The organism is Mycobacterium marseillense (assembly GCF_010731675.1).
Classification (GTDB): Bacteria; Actinomycetota; Actinomycetes; order Mycobacteriales; family Mycobacteriaceae; genus Mycobacterium; species Mycobacterium marseillense.
In genome coordinates this window covers 607,660-625,569 of the sequence record NZ_AP022584.1, presented here as the reverse complement: position 1 = coordinate 625,569, position 17,910 = coordinate 607,660, and the positions used below count along the sequence as shown (strand labels likewise).

Here is a 17,910-nt window from a genome sequence, read left to right as displayed (position 1 = left end):
AGTTCAGCCAGTGGAATTCGACGCATATGTAAATTTTTCTTGCTGGTTATACAGCTGTTTCATAGGAGGACCACGGCAAATATTTAAGGTTGGTCAGCAAACATTTAAGTACGGTCGCACGTGCCCCAGAGCTGCAGCAAACACGTCGCGGCAGTGCGACGGGCCGGTTGCCGGCATCACGGGGAGATGCCGCCGCGATTACAGGGCCACTCCCAGGAGCGCGTCGATCGCGGCGGCCACCAGCCGGGGCGCCTCGGTGTCGTGGCCACCGTATTCGAGCGCATCGGTTGTCCAACCATCAAGTGCGGCAAGCGCTTTAGGGGTGTCGAGGTCGTCGGCCAGATATTGGCGCACCCGCGCAATCACATCGGCGGCGTCCGGGCCGGCCGGAAGCGCGGTCGCGGTGCGCCAGCGCTGCAGCCGCGCGACGGCCTCGTCGAGCACCTGTTCGCTCCAATAGCGATCGCCGCGGTAATGCCCGGCCAGCAGCCCCAGCCGGATGGCCGCGGGCTCGACGCCTTGGGCGCGCAACGTCGACACCAGCACCAGGTTGCCGCGGCTCTTGGACATCTTGTGTCCGTCCCAGCCGATCATCCCGGCGTGCACGTAGTGGCGCGCGAATCTCCTTTCGCCGCGGACACATTCGGCGTGCGCGGCGGTGAATTCGTGATGCGGGAAGATCAGGTCGCTGCCCCCGCCCTGAATGTCCAGGCCGCTGCCGATGCGGCTGAGCGCGATCGCGGCGCACTCGACGTGCCAGCCGGGCCGGCCCTCGCCGAACGGCGATGGCCAGCTGGGCTCCCCGGGGCGCGCCGCCCGCCACAGCAACGCGTCGAGCTGATCGGTCTTACCGGGCCGCTGCGGGTCACCGCCGCGCTCGGAGAACAGACGCAGCATGGTGTCGCGGTCATAGCCCGACTCGTAGCCGAACTGGGGCGTGGCGTCGGCGCGGTAGTAGATGTCCGGGTAGTCGCCCTCGACGACATACGCCGCCCCGGACGCCAGCATCTTCTCGACCAACTCGACGACCTCGGCGATCGCCTCGGTGGCCCCGACGTAGTCCCGGGGCGCCAGCATGCGCAGCGCCGCCATGTCCTCGCGGAACAGCGACACCTCGCGCTCGGCCAGCTCGCGCCAGTCGATGCCGTCGCGCTCGGCCCGCTCCAGCAGCGGGTCGTCGACGTCGGTGACGTTTTGGACGTAGTGGACGTCGTGGCCCAGATCCAGCCACTGGCGGTAGACGAGATCGAATGCCAGATAGGTTGCGGCGTGGCCGAGGTGGGTCGCGTCGTACGGGGTGATGCCGCAGACATACATCGTGGCGGTCGATCCGGCCGCCACGGGACGCACCTGCCGGTCAGAGGTGTCATACAGCCGAAGCTCCGGGCCGCGTCCCGGCACCGCGGGAACCTGTGGGGAAGACCACGACTGCATGGCAATCAGCCTAAGCGCGAGGACGATGCGGCCCGGAATCGCCCTTAGCGCCACGCGTCGCGAATGGCGCCCAGCAGGATCGGTGCCAGCTCGGCGCGGCACATCACGAAGTCGGGCAGGTACGGGTCGAGCTGGTTGTAGCGCATCGGTGACCCATCGAGCCGCGAGGCGTGCATCCCGGCGGCCATCACCACCCCGGCCGGGGCGGCCGAGTCCCACTCCCACTGGCCGCCGGCGTGCACGTAGGCGTCGACGTCGCCGTCGATGATGGCCATCGCTTTGGCGCCCGCCGAGCCGATCGCGACGGGTTGAATGGGCAGCGCCTGCCGCATCCGGTGCAGGACCGCCGGCGGGCGGGTGGCGCTGACGGCGATGCGAATGGTGTCGGTGACGCCGACGCGCGCGGTGCCGGCGGTCACGGTGTCGCTGCGGTAGACGATGTTGCCGCGGGCGGGCAACGACACCGCCGCGTCGGTGATCTCGCGCCGACCGTCGCTGGGACGCTGCCACAGCGCAATGTGGACCGCCCAGTCGTCGCGGCCCGGCGTGGAGAACTCGCGGGTGCCGTCCAGCGGGTCGATGATCCACACCCGGTCGTGCTGCAGCCGGGCCCCGTCGTCGTAGGCCTCCTCGCTCAGCACCGCGTCGCCGGGCCGCTCGACGCGCAGCCGCCGCAGGATCAGGTCGTTCGCCAGGCTGTCACCCGCGTCGCCCAGCGCCCACGGATAGCCGAAGCCGACTTCGTCGCGGACTTTGAGCAACAACTCCCCCGCTTCGGCGGCGAGATCGGCGGCCAGCGCGGCATCGGTCATCTCGTCCGACTCGTCGTCGGGGGCATGGCTCACCGGTTCAGTATCGCCGACGCCGCGCCGCGGCCTTCACCGATCGCCGCGACCGTCCCTAGAAAGCCGGCCACGGGATCGGGCGATGCCGGTTGGGTCCGGGCATCACGGGATTGTCCAGCAGCGCCTGGGCGCGCATGCGCAGCGCGGCGATCTCCGCGGACGTGATGTGCTCGGCCAGTTCGTCGCAGAACGAGCCGGTGAGGGCCTCGGCCAGGCCGGCGACGGCCGTCAGGGTGGGACCGTCGATCGGCTTGCCGGCCCATCCCCACAGCACGGTCCGCAGCTTGTTCTCCACGTGCAAGCACACGCCGTGGTCCACCCCGAAGATGTGGCCGTCCAGGTCGCGCAGCACGTGGCCGCCCTTGCGGTCGGCGTTGTTGACCAGCACGTCGAACACCGCCATCCGCCACAGGCGGATGTCGTCGGCATGCATCAACACGACCTCGTCGCCGGCGTAGTCGTGGGCGCGCAACACCGGCAGATAGCCGGGCTGGGCCTTGCCCGCGGGAAACAGGTCGACCAGATCCGGGCCCGGCCGCGGATCGGTGTCCACGGTGTCGCCGGGCTGCTGCACCCACTGTTGCAGCATGCCCGGCCCGGCCGGCCCGTGGCGAATGATGGTGTAGGGCACGATGTTCCAGCCCAATTGCGCCGACACCAGGTAGGCGCCCCGCTCGCGGCCGGCCAGCGTTCCGTCCGGAAAGTCCCACAGCGGCGCCTCGCCGGCAACCGGCTTGTAAACGCAATGCACGGCGCGCTCGTCGAGCGTCGATTCGCACAGAAACGTGGCGTTGCTGGCCGAGCGGATCCGTCCGATGACCGTCAGCTCGCCGTTCCGCAACACCTCATGGTCGTCACACCTCGGGGTCATCGTCAGACCCGAGCAGCGCGTTGCGCCGATAGCCGTTGGCGCGTGCGCAGATATGTCCCTCCGGGTCCAACGGTTCGTCGCACAGCGGGCACGGCGGGCGCCCCGCCGAGATCACCCGGTTGGAGCGGGTGGCGAACTGCCGCGCCGACTCCGGCGTCAAGAACACCCGCACCGCGTCGGGACCCTCCTCGGTGTCGTCGAGCACCACCGACGCATCGAACTCGGCATCGGTGACGGCCAGCAGCTCGACCACCACGGTCTGGGCCTCCGAATCCCAGCCCAGGCCCATGGTCCCGACCCGAAACTCGGCATCCACGGGCGTGATCAGCGGTTTGAGGTCCTCGACCTCGGCGGGCTCGGGCGGAACCGGCGTGCCGAACCGGCGGTTCACCTCGAGCAACAGCGCGCCGATGCGTTCGGCCAGCACGGCAACCTGCTGCTTCTCCAAGATCACGGACACCACACGGGCATCGTGCACCGCCTGGATGTAGAACGTGCGATTTCCGGGCTGGCCAACGGTCCCGGCCACGAAGCGGTCGGGCGTGCGGAAGACGTGAATTGCGCGGGACATGGCACCTCCAAAATACCGGCTGTTGCCGTCGCCGTGCGATCCGATAGTGGTGGCAGCCGAATTAATCCGTCGAACCGCCGACCACGGCGTCGCTGGACGGCACCCCGGCGGCCGGTGGTGCCTGCGGCTCGCCGTTGGACTGCCCGTCCGTTTCCGCCTTTGCCTCTTCCTTCGGGGTCGGCCCGGCCCGCAGCGCGGCGGACAGCCGCGCGCCGGTGTGGTTGACGTGCAACACAAACGGGCGCAGTTCGGTGTACCGGATCACACTCACCGACGCTGGGTCGGCGGTGACGCGCTGGAAGCCGTCCAGGTGGATGCCGTACGCGTCGGCGATGACCGCCTTGATGACATCACCGTGCGTGCAAGCGACCCACAGCGCGTCGCCACCGTGCTCGGAGGCCAGCCGGCGGTCGTGCTCGCGGACGGCGGCCACCGCCCGTGCCTGCACCTGCGCCAGGCCCTCGCCGCCGGGAAACACCGCAGCGCTGGGGTGGGCCTGCACGACCTTCCACAACGGCTCGCTCACCAGCTCGCCGATCTTGCGGCCGGTCCAATCCCCGTAGTCCACTTCGGCGAGCCGGTCTTCGACGAGCGGCGTGAGACACAGCGCGTCGGCCAGCGGCTCGAGGGTGCGACGGCAGCGCAACAGCGGCGAGGTGATCAATTCCCGGATCGGCAGATCACCGATCCGGTCGATCAGGCCGGCGGCTTGCTCACGGCCCTTGTCGTCGAGGTCGACGCCCTCCGAACGACCGGCGAGAATGCCCGCGGTGTTCGAACTGGATCGGCCGTGTCGCAACAGAATGACGGTCATGTCGACCACGACGCTACCCGGTGCGCGGGTCCGCGAATGACTGGTCCGATGGTGGCGACCCGCTGCACCCGGCTACGCCGCGCTTGCGATCATCACTGGCGCGACGCGGGCGGCCGCCTAGCGCGAAACCGGCGCCGCGTGCGCCACGGAGTCGCGCACCGCCGCGCTCAGGCTGCGCTCGTCGGTGAGGTCGATATCGACCAGGCCGCGGACGGCGGTGGCGACCACCTCGTCGGCCTGCGGAACGGGCCCGGCCAGGCGCGGCCGGTAAACCTCGACGACTAGGGATCCGTTCTCGATATGGAACGAAAAACTTCGCCCATCACCGACTTGTCCGTATCCGCTAGCGAAAATACCTGTCGACATGTCTTCGACAGCAAACTCTTTCTGCGTCATATGACGGTCAGCGGTGACGGCCATGAGCCGACGATACCTCGCCGGTATGGCGAGAGGCGGGCAGCATGGCCCTGTTGGGCGCGACCGCGTTCCTTAGAATTTGTGTTCCACCGCCGCACCAAGAGGGAAAACAATTGCTGTCACCACCCGGGCGCCACAAGTTGGCAGCTCAACGCGGTTTGTTGGGCGTTGCGGTTTTGCTCGCCGCGACGGTGGGTTGTTCGTCGAATCCGCTCGCCGGCGCGCCGCGCACCATCGAACCCGCGGCGGCGGCCGTGTCGCCGCCGGCGTCGCAACCGCCGGCCGGCGCCGTACACCCGCTGGCCGGCCACGCCACCGCGGCGGTGTTCGACGCCGGCACCCGCCACCTGGCGGTCCTGGCGCCGGGCGGCCTCACCGTTTTCGATGACCCGCAGGCCCCGCCGCGCGTCGTCGACCTGCCGGGACCGGCCACCGCGTTGACCGACGACGGCCACGGAACCGTCTACGCCGCGGCGCGCGGCGGCTACTTCGCGGTCGACCTGTCCAGCGGCCACACGGCACGGGTGAGCGTCACCGACGCGGCCCAAACCGAATTCACCGCGGTGGCCCAACGCGCCGACGGCAGGCTCGTGCTGGGCAGCGCCGACGGCGCCGTCTATACCCTCACCTCCCCGACGCCGAACGCGGTGAGCAGCGCGAGCGTCACCGATCGCAACAAGATCTTCGCGCGCGTCGATTGTCTTGCCACACAAGGCAATACGACCGTGGTTCTGGACCGCGGGCAGACGTCGGTGACGACGATCGACGCCGACGGCCACGTCCAGCAGGCCCTGCGTGCCGGCAGGGGCGCCACCACCATGGCCGCCGACGCGCTGGGCCGGGTTCTGGTCGCCGACACCCGCGGCGGCCAGCTGCTGGTGTACGGCGTGGACCCGCTGATCCTGCGGCAGGCCTACCCGGTCGACCAGGCGCCCTACGGCCTGGCCGGTTCCCGCGCGTTAGCCTGGGTTTCGCAGACCGTTTCCAATATCGTCATTGGTTACGACCTGTCCACCGGAATTCCCGTCGAAAAGGTGCGTTACCCGACCGTGCAGCAACCCAACTCACTGGCCTTCGACGAGGCGTCAGACACCTTGTACGTGGTGTCGGGATCCGGTGCGGGAGTTCAGGTCGTCGACCACGCGGCGGGTAGGCGTTGACCGCGGCGCGGCACAGCCGCCTCCCCGCGGGCTGGGACACCGAGATGTCCGACGAATACGAATGGGTGCCGCTGCGCCTGCCCCCGGAGGTGACCCGGGTCAGCGCGTCGACCCGATTGTCCATCGAGGCCGAATACCGCGGCTGGGAGCTGACCCGGGTGCGCCTTTACACCGACGGAAGCAGGCGAGTGTTGTTGCGCCGCAAGAAGTCTCGCTTGGACGGTGCCGGCTACGAGGGGCGACGGCCCGACCAGCCGGAACTGTGACACCCGACCGGCCACGCGAGGGCCACCGGCTGTACGGCCTGCTGCGACAGCTGTTTTTCGTGATCCCGCCCGAGCGCATTCACACGCTGATTTTCGGCTTTCTGCGCGGCCTCACGTCCGCCGCGTGGACGCGCCGGGCCTTGCGCCGGCTGCTGGCCCCGAGGGATCCGGCGCTGGCCAGCACCGTATTCGGGGTGCGTTTCCCGGGTCCGCTGGGCCTAGCGGCCGGCTTCGACAAGGACGGTCTGGGCGTACTCACCTGGGGCGCACTGGGTTTCGGGCATGCCGAGGTCGGGACGGTTACCGCCAACCCGCAGCCCGGCAACCCGGCCCCCCGCATGTTCCGGCTGCCCGCAGATCGGGCCCTGCTCAACCGGATGGGCTTCAACAACCTCGGCGCCGGCGCGCTGGCGCTGCGGCTCGCCCGCCAGCGCCCGGAGGTGCCGATCGGGGTCAACATCGGCAAGACGAAGGCCACGCCGGCCGAGCAGGCCGTCGACGACTATCGGGCCAGCGCCCGGCTGCTGGGCCCGCTGGCGTCCTACCTGGTGGTCAACGTCAGCTCGCCGAACACCCCCGGTTTGCGTGACCTGCAGGCGGTCGAGTCGCTGCGGCCGATCCTGGCGGCCGTCCTGGCCGAAACGACCAAGCCGGTGCTGGTGAAGATCGCGCCGGACCTCTCCGACTCCGACGTGGACGCCATCGCCGACCTGGCGGTCGAACTGGGCCTGGCCGGCATCGTCGCCACCAACACCACGGTGTCGCGCGACGGCCTGACCACGCCGGGCGTCGAGGCGCTGGGCGCGGGCGGCATCTCCGGGCCGCCGGTGGCGCGCCGCGCGGTCGAGGTGCTACGCCGGCTGCACGGCCGGGTCGGTGACCGCCTGGTGCTGATCAGCGTGGGCGGCATCGAGAACGCCGACGACGCCTGGGAGCGGATCACCGCGGGCGCCTCGCTGCTGCAGGGCTACACCGGCTTCATCTACGGAGGCGGCTTGTGGGCCAAGCAGATTCACGACGGCATCGCGCGGCGGCTGCGCGACCGCGGGTTCACCTCGGTGAGTGACGCGGTCGGCTCAGCGGCTCATTGAGCCGCGCGGGAGTGCAGTGGGCGACGCGTTTTCGCGAGTACACGCGTCGGTAGGTTGCACTTTCGCGGCTCGCTGAGCCGGCGAGCCGCCTGTCCTACTTCTGTTCGTAGGTGGCGTGGATGACCGCGCGGGCGATGGCGTGCTGGAACAGGTTGAACCCAAGAAACGCCGGGCTGGCGTCCTCGGGCAGATCCAGCTTGTCGGTGTCCACCGCGTGCACGGCGATGTAGTAGCGATGCGGGCCGTGCCCGGCCGGCGGCGCGGCGCCCAGGTAGCGGCGCAGCCCGGCGTCATTGACCAGCGTCAGCGCGTCGCCGGGCAGGTTGCTGCCGTCGCCCGCGCCCTCGGCCAGCTCGGTGACGTCGGCGGGCAGGTTGGCCACCGCCCAGTGCCAGAACCCGGAGGCCGTCGGCGCGTCGGGGTCATAGACGGTGACGGCGAAGCTGCGGGTCCCGTCCGGGAATCCCGACCAGCTCAGCTGGGGGCTGACGTCTTCACCACCGGCGCCCATGATCCCACTGACCTGGGGCTTGGCCAGCGACTGACCGTCGGTGACCGATTGCGAGGTCAACGTGAACGTCGGCAGCTGGGGCAGCGATGCGTACGGGTCGGGCGCAGTGCTCATAACGGTCCTCTCGAATGATCGGCGTGCGTTCGTCAACTAGCAGTGGGTCAGGAAGTGGGTCAGCACATCGGTGCCGAACCGCAACGCGTCGATGGGTACCCGTTCATCGACGCCATGGAACAGCGCGGTGAAATCCAGGTCCGGCGGCAACCGCAGCGGGCTGAAACCGAAACAGCGAATACCCAAGCGCGCGAAGGATTTCGCGTCGGTACCACCGGAGAGCATATACGGCACGGTCCGGGCGTCCGGGTCCAGCGCCAGCACGGCCTCGTTCATCGCGTCGACCAGGTCACCGTCAAAGCTGGTCTCATAGGACGAGAAGTCCTTGATCCACTCGCGGGTCACGTCCGGTCCGAGCAGCTCGTCGATCTCGGCCTCGAACGCCTCCTTGCGCCCGGGCAGGATCCGGCAGTCCACCACCGCCTCGGCGATCGCGGGGACAACGTTGGCCTTGTACCCGGCCTTGAGCATCGTGGGGTTGGCGGTGTCGTGCAGCACGGCCTTGAGCATGCGGGCCATCGGCCCCAGCTTCTCGACCGCTCCCCGCAGGTCGCCCGAGTCGGTGTCGAAGGTCAGCCCGGTTTCTTCGCTGACGGCCTCGAGGAACTGCGCGACCGTGTCGGTCAGCACCAGGGGAAACTGGTGCCGGCCCAGGCGGGCGACGGCCTCGGCGACGGCGGTGACGGCGTTCTGGTCGTGCACCATCGATCCGTGGCCGGCCGGGCCGCGGGCGGTGAGCCGCATCCACGACAGCCCCTTCTCGGCCGTCTCTATCAGATAGAGCCGGCGTTCGCCCCCGTCGCGGCGCGGCACGGTCAGCGAGAACCCGCCCACCTCGCCGATCGCCTCGGTGACCCCGTCGAACAGGTCCGGCCGGTTGTCGACCAGCCACTGCGCCCCGAATGTGCCGCCGTGCTCTTCGTCGGCGATGAACGCGAACACCAGGTCGCGCGGGGGCACGATGCCGGCCCGCTTCAACTGCCGGGCCACCACGATCATCATGCCGACCATGTCCTTCATGTCGATCGCCCCGCGGCCCCAGACGAAGCCGTCTTTGATGGCGCCGGAAAACGGGTGCACGCTCCACTCGGTCGGCTCGGCCGGCACCACATCGAGGTGCCCGTGGATGAGCAGCCCGCCGCGCGAGGAGTCGGCGCCCGGCAGGCGGACGAAGACGTTGCCGCGGCCCGGGGCGCCGGATTCGACATACTGCGGGGCGTAGCCGACCTCGGCGAGTTGCTCGGCGACCCATTGGGCGCAGTCGGCCTCGCCCTTGGTGGTCTCCGGTTCACCGGTGTTGGTGGTGTCGAACCGGATCAGCTTGCTGACCACCTCGACCACGTCGTCGCTGCGGTTGGTCGGCGCCTCGGTCGTCCCGCTCTGAATGGTCACAACCCCCTTTCCTACCATTGCCACGGCCGGACGGCTCGATGCCGAGCATCGCGACGTCCCGGGGAGCTGGATTGGGTTCGCGGCGAGCAATCCGATAGCCTTAGCTGCCAACCCATGCTGGTTTGGTCTTGTCCGAGTGGCGGAATGGCAGACGCGCTAGCTTGAGGTGCTAGTGCCCTACTAATGGGCGTGGGGGTTCAAGTCCCCCCTCGGACACGTCCGGCGACACGACTTAAGTCGGCAGTCGCCGTGACTCGCTGAAGATGCGGGTCGTAGTCGAGGCGCAGGCCCAGGCTTGCGTATACCTGAGCGCGTTCCGCCCCGGTTGCCTCACCAAGCACTGCTGACAGCCCGCCCAATTCCTCAACCAACTCGCTGATTTGTGCGGCAGTCATGACGCGAGGTCGCTCCGCTTGCTCAAGACGGACCTTCAGCTCGTCGCGCTCGGCGGTGCGGCGGCGCAATGCAACAGTCAAATCCTCAACGGCCACACCAGACTCCACGGCGGTAACCAGAGCAGCAACCTTCGCATTCGCCTCGCTGAGCTGGCGCCGCAAGGCCGCGTAGCCAGCCCCTGCTACCGGGTCCGCGTCTTGCCCGCGTGCCAAGTCGGCCGGATCGGCCAGGGTGGCGATCCATTCGTCAAGTCGCGCAGTCACCTCATCTTCACGGAGGTAGACGGTGCGCGGGTGATCACTCAGGTCCGCGGGTACCGAACGCGACTTACCGAGCTCACAACGGTAGAGGATGCGTGTTGTTCGCTTCCCGGCGCGGGCAGCGCCCTGCATCCGCCGTCCACATGCGGCACAGAACAGCAGCCCACGCAGTGCATATGGCACTGTTGACTCTCTGCTGCAAACAAGACCGGGACCCCGCCGCGCCTGCATCCGAAGACGAACAGCCTGCGCTAGTTCGTCACGGATCAGCGCTTCATGCGTGCGGCGTTCTGGTGCGATCCAGTCGGCCTCATCACGCCACCGCATACGAGTCTCATACCCCGCAGCGACATCATCGGGGTTGACCAGAACCTCGTATTTCTCCTGCTTGCCCCAAACACGGATACCGCGGTACGCCGGGTTGTCGAGTATCGCGCGGATCGCCGAATGGGACCATCCTCGTGGGTCACGATGCCGATTCCGTGCCGGGTCGTACTGGCTCGGTGACGGTACACCATCGTCGGTGAGCCGTTGCGCGATATAGCGCAGGCCCGCTCCGTCGGCGTACATGCGGTAGATCCGCTCGACGACCGAAGATGTCGCGGGGTCGGGTTCGAGGCGGTGAAGCCGCTGCCCAAGATTGGCCTTGGCAGGGTTTGGATGCGGGCCGGCATCGACGAGCCGGTAACCGTAGGGTGGTCGACCACCGAGATATCTGGCGGTGTCGTGCGCGAGTGCTGACATCGCCGTACGGACGCGCATCTGGATTCGAGCGCGCTCTCCCTTGCTCATGCCGCCGAACAGAGTCATCACCAGGTCGTGTGCCTCGGAGCCGGGATCGACCGCTCCGCCGACCTCGGGTACCCACAGGCCAACTCCGTAGTGCGTGAGGACAGGGAAGGTGAGCGCGAACTGCGGCCCGTAGAACGCACGGGCGGGTTCCCCAATCACTACGGCATCAAAGCTACGGTCCCGACAAGCGACATCAGCAAGCAGACGTGACGCCTCTGGCCTGCGCTTCCACGGCAGTGAACGGCTCTGTCCCACATCGAAGTAGTCGGCGGCGATGAATCCGCCGTGCGGAGTGATCAGGTCCATGGCACGCCGCTTCTGCCAGCTGCGGCTCGCCTCCGGGTCTTGAGCGTCCTCCGTGCTCACTCGGCCATAGAAGGCGAACCTCAGGCTCACGCCACTCCCCTCCCTGATCCAAGCATCCGGTCCCGCACAGCCATTATCACGTGTACCAGCGCGCGGTTGGCCTCGGACGGAAGTCGATATTGGTTGGGCACAACAATTTCAACACCCCCCTCTGACACCGTCGGCGCATCGGGACGAGCGTCACACCCGGAGCGAGCACGTGCTGCTCGGGACCTGTCAGCCATCGCTTCCCCCTGGCGGATCCCATTGTTGATTGCGGGCTTGGCCACGGACTTCGATCAGTCCGATGCGGCGGGTGTGGATGTGTTGGACGGCCGCGGAGTAGATGAGGGTCCGGTCGCCGAGGCTGGTGGGGCCGGCACGATCGAATTCCCATGCCACCAGATCATCGCCATCGGTGGAGTCGAGGCCGAGATCATGTTGGTGCGCAGTGCTTTTTAAACGTTGTTCACGGGTCCAGGCCGCGCGACGTTCGCGCAGCGCGGTCATCGTGGTGGAATAGCGGCGGGATTTGCTGGTGATGTGGCCCCGGTAGCCCAGGGTGTGCAGCCACCGACCGACACCGGCCAGTCCCTTATCGGCGAGTTGGCTGATGGCGGTCAGGATCGCCCGAACGTGGTCGCAGACATCGAGGTCAGCGATGGCCTCGGTGGAGATGCGTCGCGCGCTGATCCCGACGTCAGCTAAGGATTTGGTGACGTATTTCGCGAGGTAGCGAGCTACGCGGCGGCCTGGAAGAACCCCGCCGTGTGGTGAATCCTCCTGCACAGCAGAGCCGTCCGTGCCGGCGTGCCGGTTGTCGATGGGTTGGGTGTCGACTTGTGTGCCGAACCTGATCACCCGTGTCGCTGTATTTGAGGATGAGCGTGTCGCTGTATTTGAGGATGAGTCGGTGACCGTCACGGCCACGGTTCGAACGGCCTGTTGGATGATGGTGGCCAGTTCGGTTGCCGCAAGGGGCGCATGCCAGTCATGACCGCCAGAGTCATCGCTGTCGGGCGGGTCGAGGCGGATCAGGGCATGAATGTGCGGGATGAGCCGGGCTTGCAGTTCGACGACTTTGATGAAGCTGACCTGCACCGCATCCGGGTCGGCGCCCGAAGCACGTAGCTCTCGGCGCAGTGTGCGTCGCAGGGTGATGGTGAAGCGTCGCCACAGTTCGGGCAGGTGCCATGTGAACAGGACATGCCCGGTGTAGTCGTAGCAGTCCGCGCAGATCGGCTGTCCCGCATAGATATCACCTTCGCCGTGGGTTGTGCTGCACCACAGTGGTTTCCCATGCGGGCATCGGCGGTAGCCGCCAGTGTGGTGGTGGTCGCGACACACACGCTGCTTCTTGTCGCCTGCACGCGCGGCGGCGTGAACAGGCCCGTAGCTAGGTGCGGTGAGGGTGACGAACACCTGCGGACGATCGGCCACTGCTGCGGGGATGTTGTGGTGGCCGCCGGCGGTGCCAGCGTGCACGAGCTGCCACGTGTCGCGGGCGTACAGGTCTGAGCACGATGGGCATACCTGTGCGCGGCGGTTGTTGCACCGTGTCCACACCACCCGATCGCGGCCTATCTCGTCGGTACCTCTGAGTTGGATGGGGTGGGCGCAGAAGCCAACAGATTCCGCGCGCCGCCACCACGATTCGAACCCCGTCGAGGACGCGCGGCGCACCATCTGATCCACCACCGCATTGGTGTCGATCGAGCCGGGAACCCCGGGCAACACCAGCGTGGGGGCTGTCGTTGCAGTAGTCACCGTTGACCCCGGGCGGTGTCGGTGCGCCCGCTGTTGGACTGGTTGGTTCGGGTCGCGGCACGAGGTGGCCGGAATCGTGCTGCCAGAGTGGCGATGTCGTGGTCGGCGACGTGAAATGCCCGTACCCGCACCGGTTGGGCCGTGCCATCGATCATCATGTAGCCCACACCGGGAGTGGTGTCGGGGATGTGATCGCAGTCGGCCCCCGCGTCGCGGGCGCCCTGGCCCAAAACCATGGTGGTTTGGGTGGCTTCGGTCAACCGCAACCCGATTCGCACGGTAAACAGCTGCCGCATCGGCAGGGTGTCTTTGGCCGGATCTTGCACCGCTGCCACCACCGAAATGCCGACGGCCCGGCCTTGGGAGAGCAGCAGGCCCAACAGCTGTTCAATTTCGCTGCGCACCTTGCGGTCGGTCACATACGCAGTCAGCGCGGCGATCTCATCGATCACCACCACGAATAACGGCTCAGTCGGAGTCGGGGTGTGCATGCGCGTCTTGCCCCGTAACCGATTGGCGCGGGCGTGCATCACCTCCACTAGTTGCCGCAGCAGGTACAGGGTGGTGCCAGTGGCGTCGTGGGTGAACACCGTGAACATGGGTGCTCCGGCGCCCAGTTCCATGCCGCCTTTCGGGTCGATGACGCAGAGCCGCACTTGTCCGGTTTTCACGGCGGGGGCGAGGCCAGCGATCAGTGACCACAACACTGAACCTTTCCCCGCGCCGGTCGCGCCAGCCACGAGCAGGTGGTGGCCAAGCAGAGGTAGGTGCCACCAGTGGCGGGTTTCGGTGATCCCGACCCGCAGCGACCCCACATCCACCGCAGTCGCCGTCGTGGGCATGGGCAGGGCAATCGGGTCGGCCAGCACGTCGCCGCGCATCAGGGTGATGCGTAGCTCTCCGGGCGCGGTCGCGCGGATGGCGATCCGGTCGGCACGCCAGGCGGCGGCTAGCGCCTCGGATTGCTTGTGCCAATCAGCCAGGGAGTGGCCGGTGACCACTCGCAGCGCCAGGACGTCGGTCGTCTTGCCGATGCGCACCGACTGCAAGGTCGGCACCAAGGTGCGTTCGCCAAGTGTGGCGGTCAGGCCGTGCAGGGTGCACACCGATTGCCAGGTGCGGGTGTAGCGCGACCAGGTCAACCAGCGCCGCCGCACCGGCTCGGTGACCCATCCGTGAAACGATCGCGGGTCCAGCCACGCCCAGCCCGCATACGCGGCAGCGAAAGCAATACCGATGATCAGACCCGCGCGTGAGCCATGGGTAATGGCCATCGCCACGCTGGCGATGATCGGGATGCTGATGGCCGGGAACAGGACCGCCCACCACAGCAGATACCCGGCCGCTTTGAACAGTGAGAGGATGAGGTCGGTGATCCAGTCGTCGTCGTTGGATTGAGAGTTCTTGCTGTTTTTGTAGTTTGATGCCATGACAAGCGTCCCTCTGGTGAGTGAATGGTCGATAGCAGCTCACGTGCTGGGGCGCGACACCCACGAGCGCCGCGCCCCAGCAAATGGGGTTATTTCTGCGCGCGGGACGCTTGATCGCTCGGCGCAGCCGCGGGGTTGGTGGGGGTGATGGCGTCGGCACGGAACGCCACGCCGCTGCGATCACCTTGAGCCCAAGGGATAGCAACCAGACCCGCGACTGAAACAGGTTGGGTGACTGTCACTTTCGGATCCCCGGCGACGGTGACGTTGAGCACTTCACCACCGGTGTCATCCAACGCCAACAGCTGCGCGGCATACAGTGGCACGCCGGTGGCGGTGTCCACTTTTGGGCTGCCGGTCTCGAAGTTCAGCCGCGGCTCGGCCGCTCGGGTGACGATGAACCGTGTGCCTGATGTGTCGATTCTTAAACGCATTGTCCCGCTGTTCCTTTCGTGATCTGTTTGCGCCCCGTTGCGGCGCTGGGCTCAGTTCACGTGGACATCGCGGACGTAGCGAGGGACGTTGGCAGGCATTGCCGACACTGCCGCAGACATTTCGGACACGACAGGGACATGCCCGTGGGCATCGGACGGGCATCACCGCCGCGGGGCGGCGGCAGTCGCATGGCAAACTAGGAACCACGCGCTGAGGATGGACAGGGATGACACGGAAAGATGTGCGCTGAGACGACGGGCGATCAGGACGGCGACGCCGAGGCCGCCACGATCCCCAACGATCGCCTCACCCAACGGCTGCACGCCAAGGGACTCTCCCCACAGAGGTTCGCCACTGCGGTGGGCGTGGATATCAAGACGGTGCGCCGCTGGCTGGCCAACATCGACTACAACGTCCGCGAGGACAACGCCCGCCGCGCCGCTAAGCTGCTTGGCTGCACACCGCACAACCTGTGGCCCAACCAGTATCCTGCCCCTACCGCGAGCGCGCTGGCGACGACGTCGCTGGGTGGTCCGTTCACCGCGACGCTGTATGCCAGCCGCACCCAGCTGCCGATCACGACGTGGCAGCAGCATTTCGGCGACGCCACCACCGGCATCGACATCCTCGTCCTGGCGGCCACGTTCCTGTTTGACACCCTCGACGGCTTCCTCGACATTCTGCTCGACGCCGCCGCCCGCGGTGTGGCGGTGCGGTTTCTCGTCGGGGATCCTGACACTGCCACCACGATCCTGCGCGGCAAGGAGGAAGGCATCGGCGAGGCCGTCATCGCCCGCTGCCGCACGTCCGTGGAGTTGCTCGCCCCGCATGCCGATACCCCGGGGCTGGATATCCGCACCCACGACACCACGCTCTACACGTCGATCTTCCGGGTCGACGACGCCATGATCGTCAACTTCCACATCTACGGCTCACCCGGGCGCAACAACCCCGTGCTTGTGCTGTCGCGCCACCACGAACCACGGCTCTGGGCCACCCTCGAAGACGCTTTCACCCAGGTCTGGGATCGCGCCAGACCGCTCAGCGCGAAAGGCTGAACCCTATGCGAACCGACTACTACAACGACCCCAACGCCCCGCTGCCCAACAGCGTCGTTCCGTCAGCCTCGGCCATCGTCACCGACGAACAGGGTCGTATCCTGCTGATCAAACGCCGCGACAACACCCTGTGGGCGCTACCCGGCGGCGGACACGACATCGGCGAAACGATTGCCGACACCGCCGTCCGGGAAGTCAAAGAGGAAACCGGGCTCGACATTGAAGTCACCGGCCTTGTCGGTGTCTACACCAACCCGCAGCATGTCGTCGCGTTCACCGATGGCGAAGTCCGCCAACAGTTCTCTCTGTCCTTCACCACCAAGGTGCTCGGCGGTACCCTGGCCATCGATCACGAAAGCACCGACATCGCCTGGACCGATCCCGACGACATCCCCAATCTGGACATGCACCCGTCGATGCGACTGCGCATCGAGCACTACCTGCAACACCGCGACAGCCCCTACCTCGGCTAACCGGCTGGGTTTACAGCCAATCGCGTACCCGTCGGACCGCCGCCAACAGTTCGTCGCGCCCCGCGTCGACCGCGCGGTGCACCGGGTCCTCGGGTCCATAGCGGCCCAACACCTCGATCAATCGATCTCGCGGTGATACCGGCGCCCCGTCCGGCCCGGTCGTCAGATCGCAAAAGGTCAACACATCCAGAACATCGCTGGGCGGATCGCTGAACGCCGCTAAACCTGACAAGCCGCGCTCGGCAGCTTCCGCGTGCGCCCCAGTATGGAACGCCACCAGGGAGGCGACCAGCTCCCGAAAACCCGCCGCCCGGGCAAACTCTGCGCCATCGAGCGGATGAAACCCGGTCCGGCGCAACGACGGTGCGTAGCCGATATCGTGCAGCCACGCCGCTGCCACCAAAGAGTCCGCTGTCTGGGCATCGAACCGCCGACTCAGCCGCTCGGCAGTCGTCGCGACACCCCGCACATGCGCCAACCGCCGCAGCTGCCCCACCAGTCGCGTCTCGGCCTCTCGCCGTGCACGCTGCGCCAGCATCCCGCTCACAACCGCCATCCTACGAGTCCCATCGCCATGGCGCAGACCCGCAACTGATGCTCAGCGGAGCCCGGGCCGCCATAGCCCGCGAGGAACCGGCGGCTACCTGCGGGCTTCGCTACGCTCCCTCTGCTCCCGTCCGCTGGCGCTCCCGTCCGCGCCGCTCGCTACGCTTCGCCCTCCGTCCGCCGCCACACAAGCTTGCACACGACGACGAGCGCTGTACATCTCAACGGCCACGGCATCCTGGCACCACGACAAGCCAGGACTGTCCTCGCTCCTCGCCGCATCGAGACGGCGCGGGCAGCAGGCGCGACCAACGCCCGCCTGACCGCCGCTGGCCTGCGATGTGAGAACTTTCTTTACTGCTATCAAGTCGATGGCGGCACGTTGCCACCAGCTCGACACCGCAGCCGCCCGACTCGAACGCCACGTCGACACCATCACCGCCACCGCCGCACCCGAGCTACAGCGTCGGGCCCGACACCGCTGCCACCCTGCTGACCGCCCTCGGCGACAACCCCGCTCGGATCGGCAGCGACGCCGCTTTCGCCAAACTCTGCGGGGTCAGCCCACTGGAAGCCTCCAGCGGCAAAACGATCCGCCACCGGCTCAATTGGGGAGGCAATCGCGACGCCAACCGTGCCCTGCACGTCATCCTGGTGGTGCGCATGCACCGTCACCAGCCCACCCGCGACTACTTCGTTCACCGCCTGGCCGAAGGCAAAACCAAGAACGAGATCATGCGCTGCATCAAGCGTACATCGCCCGCGAGATCTACCACGCCCTCCGCCAACCCAGCAGAAGAACCAACGAACTCATTGCCTGAAGAACTCATTGCCTGAAGATAGGAGCATCTGGTATCAACTCCCGAAGGGCACCCGATCCGCAATGTCCACCCATTTCGTGGCGATACGGCACCACTGTCGA

At 67.3% G+C, this 17,910-nt stretch carries 19 protein-coding genes and 1 tRNA gene; 7 read left to right on the top strand and 13 right to left on the bottom strand.

Translation table 11 applies throughout. The features are described 5' to 3' along the window. Nucleotides 1–198: 198 nt before the first annotated feature. The 6 genes from mshC to G6N26_RS02840 form a co-directional block, all read right to left on the bottom strand. Entirely contained in the window at nucleotides 199–1,434 is a 1,236-nt protein-coding gene (gene mshC, locus G6N26_RS02865) for a cysteine--1-D-myo-inosityl 2-amino-2-deoxy-alpha-D-glucopyranoside ligase (protein ID WP_083018426.1), read from the bottom strand. Nucleotides 1,435–1,478: 44 nt separating this feature from the next. Further along, the gene (locus G6N26_RS02860; protein ID WP_082991404.1) at nucleotides 1,479–2,246 is read right to left on the bottom strand and encodes a 3'(2'),5'-bisphosphate nucleotidase CysQ; all 768 of its coding nucleotides are present in this window, start codon (nucleotides 2,244–2,246) and stop codon (nucleotides 1,479–1,481) included. Between the two features lie 88 nt (nucleotides 2,247–2,334). Continuing rightward, on the bottom strand, nucleotides 2,335–3,150 hold the full coding sequence (locus G6N26_RS02855; protein ID WP_263643884.1) for an SCO1664 family protein: 816 nt from the start codon (nucleotides 3,148–3,150) through the stop codon (nucleotides 2,335–2,337). After that, nucleotides 3,134–3,721 (bottom strand): DUF3090 domain-containing protein, encoded by a 588-nt coding sequence (locus tag G6N26_RS02850; protein WP_064937468.1) that lies wholly within the window; start codon nucleotides 3,719–3,721, stop codon nucleotides 3,134–3,136. The genes G6N26_RS02855 and G6N26_RS02850 overlap by 17 nt, the downstream gene beginning before the upstream one ends. Before the next feature lie 61 nt (nucleotides 3,722–3,782). Continuing rightward, nucleotides 3,783–4,535, bottom strand: a complete 753-nt coding sequence (locus G6N26_RS02845) for a histidine phosphatase family protein (RefSeq protein ID WP_067169310.1) — start codon at nucleotides 4,533–4,535, stop codon at nucleotides 3,783–3,785. A 117-nt stretch (nucleotides 4,536–4,652) separates the two neighbouring features. Further along, nucleotides 4,653–4,955, bottom strand: a complete 303-nt coding sequence (locus G6N26_RS02840; RefSeq protein WP_067169308.1) for a hypothetical protein — start codon at nucleotides 4,953–4,955, stop codon at nucleotides 4,653–4,655. A 110-nt stretch (nucleotides 4,956–5,065) separates the two neighbouring features. On the opposite strand from G6N26_RS02840, the gene G6N26_RS02835 reads away from it, so the two are divergent. From G6N26_RS02835 to G6N26_RS02825, 3 genes are read left to right on the top strand one after another with little or no spacing between them, the layout of a single operon-like run. Continuing rightward, nucleotides 5,066–6,112, top strand: coding sequence for a YncE family protein (locus tag G6N26_RS02835; protein WP_139799151.1), 1,047 nt, complete (start codon nucleotides 5,066–5,068; stop codon nucleotides 6,110–6,112). Beyond that, nucleotides 6,109–6,378, top strand: coding sequence for a DUF5703 family protein (locus G6N26_RS02830; RefSeq protein ID WP_067169302.1), 270 nt, complete (start codon nucleotides 6,109–6,111; stop codon nucleotides 6,376–6,378). The genes G6N26_RS02835 and G6N26_RS02830 overlap by 4 nt, the downstream gene beginning before the upstream one ends. Nucleotides 6,379–6,407: 29 nt before the next feature. Next, the gene (locus G6N26_RS02825; protein ID WP_163648877.1) at nucleotides 6,408–7,469 is read left to right on the top strand and encodes a quinone-dependent dihydroorotate dehydrogenase; all 1,062 of its coding nucleotides are present in this window, start codon (nucleotides 6,408–6,410) and stop codon (nucleotides 7,467–7,469) included. A gap of 94 nt (nucleotides 7,470–7,563) precedes the next feature. Here G6N26_RS02825 and G6N26_RS02820 read toward each other — a convergent pair whose 3' ends face one another. Both G6N26_RS02820 and G6N26_RS02815 read right to left on the bottom strand, forming a co-directional pair. Beyond that, a complete protein-coding gene (locus G6N26_RS02820; RefSeq protein ID WP_083018432.1) occupies nucleotides 7,564–8,094 on the bottom strand; it encodes a YbhB/YbcL family Raf kinase inhibitor-like protein in 531 nt (176 codons plus the stop codon). A 36-nt stretch (nucleotides 8,095–8,130) separates the two neighbouring features. Continuing rightward, entirely contained in the window at nucleotides 8,131–9,504 is a 1,374-nt protein-coding gene (locus tag G6N26_RS02815) for a M20/M25/M40 family metallo-hydrolase (protein WP_067169293.1), read from the bottom strand. 112 nt (nucleotides 9,505–9,616) lie between these two features. On the opposite strand from G6N26_RS02815, the gene G6N26_RS02810 reads away from it, so the two are divergent. Continuing rightward, nucleotides 9,617–9,702: transfer RNA gene (locus G6N26_RS02810), tRNA-Leu, on the top strand. Here G6N26_RS02810 and G6N26_RS02805 read toward each other — a convergent pair. The 4 genes from G6N26_RS02805 to G6N26_RS02790 form a co-directional block, all read right to left on the bottom strand. Further along, nucleotides 9,684–11,330, bottom strand: coding sequence for a recombinase family protein (locus G6N26_RS02805; protein WP_012394803.1), 1,647 nt, complete (start codon nucleotides 11,328–11,330; stop codon nucleotides 9,684–9,686). The two genes, G6N26_RS02810 and G6N26_RS02805, sit on opposite strands and share 19 nt — an antisense overlap. Nucleotides 11,331–11,516: 186 nt before the next feature. Then, nucleotides 11,517–13,046: a replication initiator gene (locus G6N26_RS02800; protein WP_095562670.1), complete on the bottom strand. Its 1,530-nt coding sequence runs from the start codon at nucleotides 13,044–13,046 to the stop codon at nucleotides 11,517–11,519. Then, nucleotides 13,043–14,476: an FtsK/SpoIIIE domain-containing protein gene (locus tag G6N26_RS02795; protein ID WP_046284113.1), complete on the bottom strand. Its 1,434-nt coding sequence runs from the start codon at nucleotides 14,474–14,476 to the stop codon at nucleotides 13,043–13,045. Before G6N26_RS02795 ends, G6N26_RS02800 begins: the two co-directional genes overlap by 4 nt. A gap of 89 nt (nucleotides 14,477–14,565) precedes the next feature. Then, nucleotides 14,566–14,910, bottom strand: coding sequence for an SCO3933 family regulatory protein (locus G6N26_RS02790; RefSeq protein ID WP_011893911.1), 345 nt, complete (start codon nucleotides 14,908–14,910; stop codon nucleotides 14,566–14,568). A gap of 240 nt (nucleotides 14,911–15,150) precedes the next feature. Between G6N26_RS02790 and G6N26_RS02785 the strand changes: the two genes are divergently transcribed. Together G6N26_RS02785 and G6N26_RS02780 are read left to right on the top strand one after the other, a co-directional pair. Beyond that, nucleotides 15,151–15,969, top strand: a complete 819-nt coding sequence (locus tag G6N26_RS02785; RefSeq protein WP_012394806.1) for a hypothetical protein — start codon at nucleotides 15,151–15,153, stop codon at nucleotides 15,967–15,969. Nucleotides 15,970–15,974: 5 nt separating this feature from the next. Then, nucleotides 15,975–16,442 (top strand): NUDIX hydrolase, encoded by a 468-nt coding sequence (locus G6N26_RS02780; protein WP_012394807.1) that lies wholly within the window; start codon nucleotides 15,975–15,977, stop codon nucleotides 16,440–16,442. A gap of 10 nt (nucleotides 16,443–16,452) precedes the next feature. Here G6N26_RS02780 and G6N26_RS02775 read toward each other — a convergent pair whose 3' ends face one another. Further along, nucleotides 16,453–16,989, bottom strand: coding sequence for an HD domain-containing protein (locus G6N26_RS02775; RefSeq protein WP_012394808.1), 537 nt, complete (start codon nucleotides 16,987–16,989; stop codon nucleotides 16,453–16,455). A 356-nt stretch (nucleotides 16,990–17,345) separates the two neighbouring features. Here G6N26_RS02775 and G6N26_RS26040 point away from each other — a divergent pair, with 356 nt between their 5' ends. Beyond that, the gene (locus G6N26_RS26040) at nucleotides 17,346–17,825 is read left to right on the top strand and encodes a transposase (RefSeq protein WP_081288816.1); all 480 of its coding nucleotides are present in this window, start codon (nucleotides 17,346–17,348) and stop codon (nucleotides 17,823–17,825) included. Nucleotides 17,826–17,910 lie beyond the last annotated feature (85 nt).